Source organism: Blautia sp. Marseille-P2398 (genome assembly GCF_964240315.1).
GTDB classification, from domain to species: Bacteria; Bacillota; Clostridia; order Lachnospirales; family Lachnospiraceae; genus Blautia_A; species Blautia_A wexlerae.
The window spans coordinates 1-12,164 of record NZ_CAXSTD010000029.1 but is presented as its reverse complement, the minus strand read 5'-3'; the positions used below and the strand labels follow the sequence as shown (position 1 = coordinate 12,164).

Sequence of the window (12,164 nt, the reverse complement as noted above, 5' to 3'; positions counted from 1 at the left end):
TCTTTTTTCTATTATAATATATTTATTGTATCAGAACAAGTGTTTTTGCGATTTTTTATGAATTTGAGCAGACATGCCCGAATGTGCAATTCATCCCATCACCTATAGAGGTGAGGGAATTCTTGCTACGGTTGTTAAAAAAAGCCTTGCCCCGCCACGGGAATATTCCGGCTATGAGTATGAACTATACCATGTAAGAAAACAACAAAACGCTTCAAATCGTCGCCCGGTAGGTTTACGACCTGCCGGGCGATTTTTGTCGATTTTCACGGATTGTCATTTCCGGCAAAAAATCAGATGGAAAAGGAGGCGGTCAGCAGACCAGGGCCAGCATAGGCCCCTGACAACGGACAGGATCATCCTGCTCACTCCCCACGGAAAGGGGGTGAGAAGATGAAAGTTACCCCTGATGATTACGGGAGGCGCTGCCAGTTTGACCATTTTTGCAAGCTGGTACTGTACCATGAAGCCGTTGACTACTTCCGGGAAAGGAAGCGTCAGCGTGGCTGGGAAACATCCTTTGAAACGCTGCCGCTTTCGGAACTGGACACGCTATGCACGATAGATCAGTACCCCAGCGACAGTTTTATATTTCCGGCCTATGGCTGTGAGCTTCAGATCAGCGACGGGCTGGTGGCCGCTGCCTTTGCCAGCTTGCCCCAGCCGGGACAAAGCATCTTGATACTGCATTGTGTCCTGGAACTGACGGACGGCGAGATCGGCGCGGTGGTGGGAATGTCCCGCAGCGCCGTCCAGCGGCACAGGACTAAGACGCTGGAAACCATGAGAACAAGACTGACGGGAGGTATTGCAGAATGAAGCAGGCCAGATATAAGGAGCCTTTGTCCTCTACATAGCGGGTTGGCACCCGACCGAGAATCACATAATAGTTCTTGCTTGCCAGATCGGCATTCATTCTTTCCACCACCCGGTAAGCAAACGAAACTGATAATCCAAAGAGTTCTGCAATGTCTTCCACTGATAAATACATTTTTCTCTTACGCATGAAACCATTCCTTTCCCTCTTCCTGTGGAATCTCACAAGTATCTTCCACACCGTAAAAACGCTTCACAAAATACTTTGTCGGAACTTTTCCTCTAAGCGTCAGGTAGCCCTGTTCTTCCAGTTCCTTGTTCAGATTTCCGATGATCTCATAAGCCGATGTCTGTTTTACTTCCAGAAGTTCACATATATCGGCTGCCTTTAAAAATAATTTGTTCTGCATAATCAGTACCTCCTGTGTTTTGAATATTTATCTCTTCATATACTCTGTACTGGCAGATACAAAATCGGACATCATTTTCCGAAATTTATCAAATTTTCTTGTTTTTTAATTCTCCATCAGTGTGATTACTGTGTCATGGAGTTTAAGCTCATCGAAAATAAAGAACCTTTCTGTGGTATCTGTTTTCTAAATGCAGGCAACAAAAAAACAGTCTGCCTTAACGAAAATCACTTCAATCAAAACAAACTGTTCTTCATATTTACTCTAATTTTATTTTATGAGAATAACTGATTTCACGAAATTTGCAGGTGAATCTGGAATATAAACAAGAGAAAAAAATAATTTTTAAACTCCATTTGCACTCCATTTGGTCTTTTCGACATCCCGCAAAACCTTTATTTATGGGCTTTTTCGCAATTTAGTCCGCTACTCAAACTCGCAAATAAAATCTTATCACTATACACTTTTGTATAGTGATTATGGTTCTATCTGGTTTTATATGTGTTCCACTGTCCAAAGTCCACAGGCTGTACTGAACGGTGTTATCAATTTGTTATCATGATTATGTTATCAATCAAAAACTCTCGTAATATCCTGATACCGGTTAATCACACGATAAATCTCTACATACTCGTTTCCCACCTTGTAAATAATCACATAATCTTCCCATATTGCATATTTATAGTCTGTCCGAAAACTGACTCGTTTTGAAAGATCTGAACCCATTCCTGGAAACATCTGAAGATTTTCAAATTTACCATAAATTTCCTTTACGGTCTTTGCAGCATATTCTTCGTTATCTTCAGCAATATAATCCCGAATATTCTTCAAATCCTTTGCAACAATCGGATTGATCCGCAGTTTTAACATCTTATTCCCCCACAAGTGCTTTTAATTCGTCCAGATTTAACCAACCTTCACCGTCTTTCACTGCTTCTTCAGCTTCTTGCAGCTTCATCAGAAGCTTTTTCTCTGCACGGTCACGCTCATAATCTTCAAAATCCATAACTACAAAACGTCCTCTGCCATTCTTGGTCAAATATACCGGTTCTCCTTTATGACAGTTTTTCAAAACTTCATTATAATTTCTCAAATCAGACACTGGTAAAATATTTGCCATATTCTTTCAGCTCCTTTCTTTGACTTCATGTTGTTTCTACTACTTTTATTATACACAAAAAAGCTGTAAAATTCAACGTAAATTTTTACAGCTTAAAAGTGTTCTCATTCCGAATATTTTTATTATGGTAACATATCGCAGATTAACCAATTCACTTAAAATGTATCTACTTGCATTACTTAAACCGTTTTCCAATTAATCTATTATCGATATTTTCTATCTGAATCCATTGAGAAAAATAATCCTCAACACCTGTTGAATGATCGATCACAATAAGCGTCTTGCCTTTTTCTCTTATTCTATTTAAATAGTTTGCGACTGCATCAATTTCTATATTGCTTAAGCCTTTGAAGGGCTCGTCAACACCAATAACTTTTGCGGTTGATTTTGATGCTTTCATAATTTTTATTCGAATATTTTCTCCACCAGACAATGTAGCAGTTGCTTGTCCAATCTGTAAATGACCTAACATAATTTCAGACGCAGTTATACACACTTTTGTAATCGACTTGTCGATATCCTCAAAAAAATCTATTGCCTCATCTAATGTCATCTTCCAAACATCAAAAATTGATTTGCCCTTAATTTTATATTTTTTAAGATTTTTGTTAAAGCCTGTACCTTCACACTCTCTACATTCAACTCGCATACTCTGATGATAATCACCACCATATTCAATATATCCCGCGCCTAAACACACAGGACACATACCATCATTTCCAGTCAAGTTTGAAAAGAACTTCTTGTCCTTTTTGTGCTTCTTTGCGTACAATCCTGAGATTTTATTTGATAAATCTAACACAGTAGCCACACAAGAATTCTTATTTCCGAGAAGTGGTTTCTGATTTATATATAAATAACTATTGAAATACTGCGGGAAATATTCCCTTAACAAAGTAGATTTACCAACACCTGAATATCCAGTAATCAAATTCATACAATTTTCTGCTACTGCCAAATCAACCCCTTTATATTTATATATAGAACTATTTAACAATATTCTAATTTGTTTTTTTACAACAACTGGAATATATTTTTTTATATCTCGTTGTTTTTTTAAAAATGCATTGACGTCAACTAAATATCCACCTGCGTTACCGCCCTTTTCACCCAAAGCAATTATTTTATCGGCTACTTTATAAAAGGTCTCACCATGATCTACCAACACTACTGTATGTTTATCCGCCAGAGATACAACATTATCATAAATTGATTTCTTTTCCTCACCAGATAAGCCAGCTAATGGTTCATCAAGAACAATGATCAAATCTGAGAGCTGAGTTGTAAATACTTGAACCATTCGTAATCGTTGTAACTCTCCCCCAGACAATGTAGGTATCGCCCTGTGAAAACATAAATGTCCTAAATTCAGTTCAATAGCTTTATCTATAAATGCTTTCAAATTTTTAATCGTAAAAACAAGCCTATCATCCTGTATTTCTCTAAATAATTGGTCTACAACACCTTTTAAAGATACAAAATCAGTAGTCATAAATTCGCCTATCGAAAGATCATGTATCTTAAATTCATCGTATTGTTTTCCATATTTTTTTCCATGGCAACACTCACATTCAAATTCTGAATAATACGTTTTTCCAATTCTGCAATTCGGTAGCATAGGTATTCCAGTCAGTACACCATAATACTTAGAAGTTCTTCTCGAAAAAGAATTAACTTTTTTATATCTTACTGAATACTTACCTGCACTTTCACCATAAAGTATCAAACTTTTTTCTTCTTCATTTAATTCCCTAAAATTTTGATTGCTATCAATATTATGTTCTGAACAAAAATTAATAATCATCTGTGCATAAAAATCTTTATATCTAGTCCAACACCTAAAAGGCACTTTTTTCAACGGAACATTAAAATCAATAATTTTATTATAATCAAGTTTACTTACAAAACCAAGTCCATGACAGTTTTCACATAAATTACTTTCCTTATTAAGGACAAAGAAGTCCTCGGAAAGATCTAGCATTATCGCATAGATCAATCCGATACTTCTATTTAGACCAAAGTATGTTCCAATTGTTGATCTAATATTGTTATTATGATTTGACTGTTTAATTGGAACTGCAGCCACCATATTAGAAAATGATTTAACTTTATAGGAAGGTTCACTTACTTCATCAGCAAACATAGCCATAAACTCATGTTGACCAATTTGCGCAATCGTATCATAAGCTAAAGATGATTTGCCACTGCCAGAAGGTCCTATAATCAAATTTATTCCCTTTTTTACAATTTCAACATCAATATTTTTCAGGTTGTTTGTTTCTATACCTTCAATAACAATGTCATCAATCATTCTATCACCCTTCCTTTATTATTCTATACAGATCTTTAATCAAAAACTCCAAAGTCATTTTTGAATGAACACAGAAGCGTTCATCTAAATCATGTATAGTATTTCCTTTTTTTAAATGCATTGCATTTATGGGACACCCACCGCCACAAATACCTAGAGCAGGACATTCTTGACACTCATCCTTATTTATTGGAGTCAATTGAGACCATTCAATAAAATCTTTATGCTTTGATGCATTAAAGTTTGCATCGTCGACATTTGAAACAAAATACTGCTTATTATGCAAACAACCATGGCAAATGCCAACTTGTCCATTAGGTGCAATTACAATTTGTCCACCACTTGTTGCTGCACAATCGGAGAAGTAAATCTGTGCTTTTGAGAAAGACTTTAATTTTCTCATTATACGGTCTTCATATATTCCACGTTTCCTAAGTTCAACAAACTCATCAATAATAAATTGAGCCGCCTTTTCATTATATTCTTGTGAAAGAACAAAGTTTTCATCTGACATCATAATATTAAATCCGAATGATTTAATTCCATAATTATCGACAAGTTTAAGAATATTTTTTGTATCCTTAATTGTCTCTTCACTTAATGTAACAGATAACGACACCTCAACCCCAATTCTCTTGCACATATCAAGTGTCCTGAGAATTTTGTTAAATACATTCTTCCCCGCAACATCAACTCGCATCGCATTTGCTTCTTCGGTAAATCCGTCAACTGAAATTGCAATAGAAACTCCTAATTCTTTCAATTTAAGTGCTCTTTCTTCAGTAAGAAGCAAGCCATTAGAAACCATAGACATTTCCAAATTCTTCACACATTTTTCAACGTCTCTAAGACTATTAATCTTCTCTGCAATATAAACTAATACCTCATAATTTACAAGAGGTTCACCACCATAGAAAATAATAACAGGTTTATTTTCTTCAAAATCCATACCAGACAACTTAATTTGCTTAATAAAGAAATCAACAGCCTTATCTGCTGTTTCAACAGACATATTTTCTAATGAGAAATTACTCCTCTTGCATGCATCGTTGTTTCCAAGAAAACAGTATTTACATGCAAGATTGCACTGCTCACTGGTAATCATATAACATACATTTACTGCTGGAGCTGGAATCCTACTTCTTACAAATTTTAAAACCTTCTCATCATCTTCCTCTGAATGATTTAAAATTTTAAATTTTACTAATTCATTCACTTCATTTCTGATATATTCCGGTGCATCTTCATAATCATTGCAAAAAGGACCTGCAAGCCATGCCTGCAAGTCCTCGTAAGCCTTTTTATTCAAATACACTGGTTTCATTCTGAGTGAATGATATAATGCCACATCATCCCCCAAATCATAAACATGAGCATAACGTGATAATCTTACCATTCTATCTCCTCCATCGTATTTACATTCGACATTTGCGACAGCAATCATGCCACATATTTTCAAATAATAATGTACTATTTACTGTCATACACGCCTAAATCAATTTAATTATAAAAGCTGTATCACACCTTTAATATATGAATACTATTCCCAGTCAATTTCATCTAAATCTGGAATATTACGGCATGAACATGCACATGTACAAGAATTACATGCTACACAAGCACATCTAGCCATTACCACAGCTTCGTCACAAATTGTACCAAACATCTTAGCGTATTCTACATTATTTGCACTCATTTTACATTTCCTCCCAATCTACATCTGCAATAATACCACCAGAGCAAGAGCAACGACAATTGCACATACAACCTGTACACTGAGATATGCAAGATGCAGCACTCTGAATTGTCTTTTCAGTAATATTACCAAGCATTTTTCCATAAGAATCAACGTTGTAATTAATCATCGTAATTACCTCCTCGTATAGTTCATTGATGTTATATTACTACTCTCTAAGGGAAAAGTCAATAATTAACCAATTATACGAGTTATATGTTTTTTCTTTTATTATACATTATATAGTGCTATTTGCATGTTTCTATATCAATATCCAGTGTTTTTTATTTAAAATGTATCATTCATCATTTTTTCATTTTATTCAAAAAAAGCCAGTAAACTCAAGCATTTCCGCAACTTTTCTATAATGGGTATATTATGTATATCTTTTAAGCAAGAATTTCTATAAATCACCAAAAACACTCTCAGTATTAATCCGTTACTGTCCATACACCATATCTTTTAACACAATTTCTTCCGCACTGACTTTGATATTATTCATCAACCCGACCCACTTCATCTGATCCTGCCTCTTTAAGTTTTCATTCACGCCCTGTTTTTCTGCCATCTGTTTCATTAACACTTCTACCTGCTCTGTTACTTCCTGGTCAATCTGATTCAGATGTGCTGTCAGCTTGCCAGATAATAACAAGTTTTGATACCGTATTGGTCTATGCTCTTTCAAAAACTGTTTCCGTAACATTCCATATTTTCCATATGTCGGTTCTTCTTCATTCAATACCAGATCCGGCAAATAATAATCTCCACACAGAGTATAGCTTAATCCGTTCTTTTTATCATAAATGTGTTTTTCCATAATTTTATCTCTCCATTTCTCTATTTTTTGATTTATTTTTCTTACGCTGCTGATTCTCCATCTCACTCTTTTTTATTCCCCAGGCTAATCTTTCATGAATACTTCCCTTCGGCATTTGTTCCATCCGCTGCTTTTCTTCCAGAGCTTTCTCGTTGCGAATATCCTGCTGTACTGCCGCATCTACCGTCTCTATTCCCAGAACACGCACAACACGATCATACCTATCAGAAACGCCTTGCATTATATTCTTTTCTTCTGATAATTTATGATTTTCTTTACGCATATCATCCAACTCCTTCTGAATACCGTTATATTTTTGTTTCAGCTTTTGATATTTACTCTTCCAATTTTCCACCTCTTTTGTAAGTTCTTTAACCTGCGCAGCCATTGCCCCAACCTTATTTTTTATCTGAAGAAACAGCGGTTTGATTTTTTTGTCCCGGTAGGTCGCTGCCCGTTCCAACGTGCCAGCTTCCGGTAACAACATTTTAACTGTTCCATATTCTTTTATTTCCTTACTCACATTATCCATAATCGGCTGTAACTGTTCCCTGCGTTCTTCCAGGCTTTTTAATTGTTTTTCTGCTGTTTCTGCACGCTTTTCTGCTGCTTTTTTATCTCTAAGCGCCTGTTCTTTACTTTCCTTCAAAAGCTGTACGTCTTCTCTGGATTCTGCGATTTGTAAGGCCAATCCTTCGTTCTCTGCTGTCAGATATTCTTTTTCCTGTTCCAGTGCCTGTACTTCCTTTTTCCGTTCTTTCTTTTTGAAATTGTAAACGTCCAAATGTTCCTCATGAGTACCTTTCTGTTCCCATTCAATTCCATGTTGCTTTGCAATCTCAGCCAGAACTTCTTTTTCATGATTTATCCACTGATTCATCTCCGTATCGTGCTTATTTCCGCCTTGAAATCCCAGACTTTTTAATGCTTGTTTCAGTGAAACCCTGGTGTCCATTCCTTTTCCTTTCCAGCCATTTACATAAGGAATGAAATCGATATGCAAATGTGGAGTAGCTTCATCCTGATGCAGATAGCAACTAAATACCCGAAGTGTCGGATTTCGTTTCTGGAAATCTTTCACATACTCATTCAGTACCTTTACAGCCAAATCTCCCTCATCTGTTCCAACAGCCATATCTTCTCGGTTTCCAATCTGGAAAATCACTTCATGGAACAGCTTTTCCTGTTTCCCTTGGCGAATCTTTTCATAATAATTTGTAATCTGCCGATCTTTTCTTTTCCCGACATTATACCGTTCTACAGCTTCATCAAACAGCTCTTTATAGACTTCTTTCAGATTCTCATTCCGGTAACAAATATTTAATTGCACTCTGTCTGGATCAACATTTTCTGCTATAAAATCTCGTCTGTTATGAGCCAGAGACCCTGTCCCGATCATACCACTGATTGTTCGTTTCATCGTCATATTCCTCACCCCGCTTTCTAAAACCAGTGCCAGACATGGCACATAAATTTGTATCTTTGCCAGCTATAGTATAAAAAGAAATATTCGCCGGATACGGCGGTTTTGTTACTTTTGTCAAAAGTAACGCAAAAGCACTTTCGACATCCGTTCCGTCCATCAAAAGTACCCTTGCGCCCTGCCGGGGGCTATTCCTCCCGTTGGTCGGTTCACTCCTGCGTTACTTGTATGGCTGACTTATCCCGGTATCCTTGCCCGGATATATTCCAGATCACCACAATACGGTGTTCCTACAAGATACCATTCTCTTGCAGGATTCATTTCCATCCTGGTCTGAACCCATTCATCATCAAGCAACACTTCCAGACATTCTCCACAGTGAAATCCCGTATCAATCCATAAATCTGATGATAATAATCCATATCTTTTGTTATAACTGTTGTATCCTAATCTTCCTTCTTTCATTGTGACATTCTCCCTTCTTCTGATTTGCAGTCAGCTTTTTAATCATTTCAATCATGGCAGAGGATTCATTTTCTTCATAAGGCTCCTGAATCAGAGCATCGACATATCGCCTGCTTTGGAGGTCATACAAGGCATTAAGATGCAGTTGATTAAAACCAAAAGTTCCTTCTTTACCAGCAAAATACGTGTGTGGATTTAATGGATCACGAAATATATTCAAGTCAGAACCATCACAGGCAAGTAACTGGTAGCCTTGGTATTTTTTGTTACATAATATCTGCTCATGAAATTTATGAAATAAATATTCCATGGTATCTGGTTTCAATTTGTTCCTTTGTTTTATGAAACCAAAGATTTAGAGAGATTAGACCAAGTGGAAGATGAAAATGTACTGAGTGAGAAAGAAATAGAAATTCTGAATCTTGTACGTATGCAACCTTCAATCACGCAGAAAGAAATGGCTAATGCGTTAGATTGGAATCTTGCTAGTGTGAAGTATTATATAACCAAATTGAAGGAAAAGAATTATCTGAAGAGGCAGGGAAGTAGCCAAAAAGGGAAATGGGTGATATTAACAAAACGAGATTGACACTTGCATCAATTCGTATTAAACATATGAAATGTAAGGAGGAGAGAAAGATGCCCTTGACGGAATGACGCGGAGTTGATCAATGGATATTTGCAGTCAATGAAGTCAAATATTCGAGAAATCATTCGTTATATTGATGATACGACACTTGAAAAATCAAATGATAAAAAGAAAGATAAACAGGAATCTACGAGCACCATACCAGAGGAAGTGCAGGAATTTGTGAATCTGACAATTACAGAGCATATGGGAAAAGCGTATTCGGAATGGAAGTTAAATCAGGATAAAGAGCCAGTAAGTGAGATTGAAAAGAAATACCAGGAATTACTGGAAACGTTATCCCCAGAACAGGAAGAAGTGATTATGGAATACTGTAATGCAATTTTCAGCAGTGGAGCAGATACAGAAGAGTTTTTCTATCGGTTGGGATTAAAAGATGGACTGAATCTGAAAAATACGGTAAAATCTGTATTAGAAATGATATCATGAAATCAGGATTTGTAGGAGGAGTAAATCTATTAACATGAAAGACATAAAAAGCATTTGCAAAATCGCATTGGTACAGGAAGAACCTGTCATGTTTAATAAAAAAGCCTCACTTAATAAGGCACTTCAATGTATTAACGAGGCTGCAATACAAAATCCGGATATCATCGTTTTTCCCGAACTCTTCATCCCCGGATACCCAGTTGGGATGAATTTCGGTTTCAGTATGGGTAAACGAAGTGAGGAGGGGCGTAAAGACTGGAAACGATATTACGATGCCTCTGTTGTTGCCGGAGAAACGGAGTTTCAGCAGCTTGCAGAGGCGGCTCAGAAAACTGGAGCATATATCAGCCTTGGCTTTTCCGAGAGAGATGCCGTTAATGGAACGCTTTATAATAGTAATGTCATTTTTGAGCCGGATGGATCGTACAAGGTGCACAGAAAATTAAAACCGACAGGCTCCGAACGTGTTGTGTGGGGGGATGCTGATAAGGGGTACTTCCCTGTTACAACAACGCCATGGGGGCCGATCGGCAGTCTGATCTGTTGGGAAAGTTATATGCCGCTTGCTCGTGTGGCTCTTTATCAAAAAGGCATCACGATTTACATTTCGCCAAATACCAATGACAACCCAGAGTGGCAGGCTACCATTCAGCACATCGCAATAGAAGGCAAGTGCTACTTTGTTAACGCTGATATGATTATCAGACGCAACTCATATCCTTCTGACCTATACGAGAGAGATGTCGTATCACAGCTTCCGGAATTTATTTGCAGAGGAGGAAGCTGTATTATCGACCCGTATGGACATTATTTGACAGAACCAGTCTGGGATAAAGAAACCATCATCTACGCAGAACTTGACATGAGCTTGCCTATCTCCTGCAAAATGGAGCATGATGTGGTTGGACATTATGCACGTCCAGATATACTTGAACTAAAAATCAACGATAAATAGTGCAACAATTACAAATTCTAACTAAATTCTATTTTTCAGGACTGGAAAAATAGGAAGTTTCGGAGGATAAGCATTATGGAAATAAAAAAGATCCATCAAGATTTTTCGGTATGCAAAGTGATGGATTATTCACTTGTAAACATAGATGCAGAATATAGTTTCATTGGGAAAACAGATGAGGAAAAATCTTTGGTATGCATTACCAGTGATGTCCCGCCAAACGTCATTCAACGTGATGATGGCTGGAAAGGTTTTCGTATTCAGGGGATATTGGATTTTTCTTTGATTGGAATACTATCTAAAATTGCTAAGATTCTGGCAGAAAACAGTATTTCGATTTTTGCGATTTCAACCTATAACACGGACTATGTTTTGATAAAAAAGGAAAATTATCAAAAGGCTCTGGATATTCTTAAAGACTCAGGCTATGAAATCGTAGAGTGACAATTTCAAGTTTGCATATTTCATTAAAAGGCACATATTAAAATTAACACAAAAGGAGATGTTAGAATGAAAGCTCATGAATATTGGTCTGTCGGAGCATTGATAACGATGCTAGGAACTTTTTATAGCGGATATAAAGGTTCAAAATCAAGCCATAAATATTTTGCGGCAAGTTCTTTGCTTTGTATGATTATGGCTATTTATACAGGTCATAAGATGATATCTAAAAACAAGAAAACAAAGAAAGAACCAATATCATTAGGAAATGAAGAATAATACAATCAACCTTGTGCCCAGTGGGCACGAAGTTGGCATAGTCACTATGGTGTCAGGAGAAATCCTGGCATCTTTTTTTTATATCTTTTTACACTTCAAAAAATAATTTTAAAAAATTTCTAAAATCATGTCCGATTTTGTCGCTCCAAATACAGAGTATATGGAAGGCAAATTGAAAATCCTCTGATTTCCAAAAATCACAAACGTAAAAGAGGTTCAGACAGTTCTTCCGATTGCACCTTGCTACGAAAATAAAACTCGTAGCCAAAAACTGAACCTTGACAACAAATGTTTTCAACAATTATGAAAGCATC

The 12,164-nt window shown here is 36.6% G+C and carries 17 protein-coding genes; 6 read left to right on the top strand and 11 right to left on the bottom strand.

Annotated features, from left to right (window positions below):
* Nucleotides 1-393 precede the first annotated feature (393 nt).
* Nucleotides 394-819: a sigma-70 family RNA polymerase sigma factor gene (locus tag ACESZG_RS18610; protein ID WP_118510262.1), complete on the top strand. Its 426-nt coding sequence runs from the start codon at nt 394-396 to the stop codon at nt 817-819.
* Between the two features lie 179 nt (nt 820-998).
* Here the strand turns inward: ACESZG_RS18610 and ACESZG_RS18605 are convergent, their stop codons facing one another.
* The 11 genes from ACESZG_RS18605 to ACESZG_RS18555 all read right to left on the bottom strand — a co-directional run bounded on the left by ACESZG_RS18605 (nt 999) and on the right by ACESZG_RS18555 (nt 9,407).
* Nucleotides 999-1,226, bottom strand: a complete 228-nt coding sequence (locus ACESZG_RS18605) for a hypothetical protein (protein ID WP_008705329.1) — start codon at nt 1,224-1,226, stop codon at nt 999-1,001.
* Between the two features lie 570 nt (nt 1,227-1,796).
* Complete coding sequence (locus ACESZG_RS18600) at nt 1,797-2,096, bottom strand: type II toxin-antitoxin system RelE/ParE family toxin (protein ID WP_373218932.1); 300 nt, start codon at nt 2,094-2,096, stop codon at nt 1,797-1,799.
* Nucleotide 2,097: 1 nt separating this feature from the next.
* The gene (locus ACESZG_RS18595; protein WP_195615712.1) at nt 2,098-2,346 is read right to left on the bottom strand and encodes a type II toxin-antitoxin system prevent-host-death family antitoxin; all 249 of its coding nucleotides are present in this window, start codon (nt 2,344-2,346) and stop codon (nt 2,098-2,100) included.
* Between the two features lie 175 nt (nt 2,347-2,521).
* Entirely contained in the window at nt 2,522-4,657 is a 2,136-nt protein-coding gene (locus ACESZG_RS18590; RefSeq protein ID WP_373218930.1) for an ATP-binding cassette domain-containing protein, read from the bottom strand.
* 4 nt (nt 4,658-4,661) lie between these two features.
* Complete coding sequence (locus ACESZG_RS18585; protein ID WP_373218928.1) at nt 4,662-6,053, bottom strand: FibroRumin system radical SAM peptide maturase; 1,392 nt, start codon at nt 6,051-6,053, stop codon at nt 4,662-4,664.
* Nucleotides 6,054-6,197: 144 nt separating this feature from the next.
* The gene (locus ACESZG_RS18580; RefSeq protein WP_373218926.1) at nt 6,198-6,353 is read right to left on the bottom strand and encodes a FibroRumin family radical SAM-modified Cys-rich RiPP; all 156 of its coding nucleotides are present in this window, start codon (nt 6,351-6,353) and stop codon (nt 6,198-6,200) included.
* 1 nt (nt 6,354) lies between these two features.
* Nucleotides 6,355-6,522, bottom strand: coding sequence for a FibroRumin family radical SAM-modified Cys-rich RiPP (locus ACESZG_RS18575; RefSeq protein ID WP_373218924.1), 168 nt, complete (start codon nt 6,520-6,522; stop codon nt 6,355-6,357).
* 309 nt (nt 6,523-6,831) lie between these two features.
* A complete protein-coding gene (locus ACESZG_RS18570; RefSeq protein ID WP_373218922.1) occupies nt 6,832-7,209 on the bottom strand; it encodes a TnpV protein in 378 nt (125 codons plus the stop codon).
* A 4-nt stretch (nt 7,210-7,213) separates the two neighbouring features.
* Nucleotides 7,214-8,629 (bottom strand): plasmid recombination protein, encoded by a 1,416-nt coding sequence (locus tag ACESZG_RS18565; RefSeq protein ID WP_373218920.1) that lies wholly within the window; start codon nt 8,627-8,629, stop codon nt 7,214-7,216.
* Between the two features lie 240 nt (nt 8,630-8,869).
* Nucleotides 8,870-9,097 carry a DUF5348 domain-containing protein gene (locus ACESZG_RS18560; RefSeq protein ID WP_005611064.1) on the bottom strand — a complete coding sequence of 76 codons (228 nt, stop codon included), beginning with the start codon at nt 9,095-9,097 and terminating at the stop codon, nt 8,870-8,872.
* Nucleotides 9,063-9,407 carry a hypothetical protein gene (locus ACESZG_RS18555; protein WP_368211051.1) on the bottom strand — a complete coding sequence of 115 codons (345 nt, stop codon included), beginning with the start codon at nt 9,405-9,407 and terminating at the stop codon, nt 9,063-9,065. The genes ACESZG_RS18560 and ACESZG_RS18555 overlap by 35 nt, the downstream gene beginning before the upstream one ends.
* Before the next feature lie 63 nt (nt 9,408-9,470).
* Here ACESZG_RS18555 and ACESZG_RS18550 point away from each other — a divergent pair, with 63 nt between their 5' ends.
* From ACESZG_RS18550 to ACESZG_RS18530, 5 genes are all read left to right on the top strand, one after another.
* Nucleotides 9,471-9,686 carry a winged helix-turn-helix transcriptional regulator gene (locus tag ACESZG_RS18550; RefSeq protein ID WP_368211052.1) on the top strand — a complete coding sequence of 72 codons (216 nt, stop codon included), beginning with the start codon at nt 9,471-9,473 and terminating at the stop codon, nt 9,684-9,686.
* Nucleotides 9,687-9,785: 99 nt separating this feature from the next.
* Nucleotides 9,786-10,175: a hypothetical protein gene (locus ACESZG_RS18545; protein ID WP_368211053.1), complete on the top strand. Its 390-nt coding sequence runs from the start codon at nt 9,786-9,788 to the stop codon at nt 10,173-10,175.
* Between the two features lie 34 nt (nt 10,176-10,209).
* Nucleotides 10,210-11,130: a carbon-nitrogen hydrolase family protein gene (locus ACESZG_RS18540; protein ID WP_368211054.1), complete on the top strand. Its 921-nt coding sequence runs from the start codon at nt 10,210-10,212 to the stop codon at nt 11,128-11,130.
* Between the two features lie 75 nt (nt 11,131-11,205).
* On the top strand, nt 11,206-11,574 hold the full coding sequence (locus ACESZG_RS18535) for an ACT domain-containing protein (RefSeq protein ID WP_119297995.1): 369 nt from the start codon (nt 11,206-11,208) through the stop codon (nt 11,572-11,574).
* A gap of 66 nt (nt 11,575-11,640) precedes the next feature.
* Complete coding sequence (locus ACESZG_RS18530; RefSeq protein WP_009300563.1) at nt 11,641-11,850, top strand: DUF6219 family protein; 210 nt, start codon at nt 11,641-11,643, stop codon at nt 11,848-11,850.
* Nucleotides 11,851-12,164: the final 314 nt, after the last annotated feature.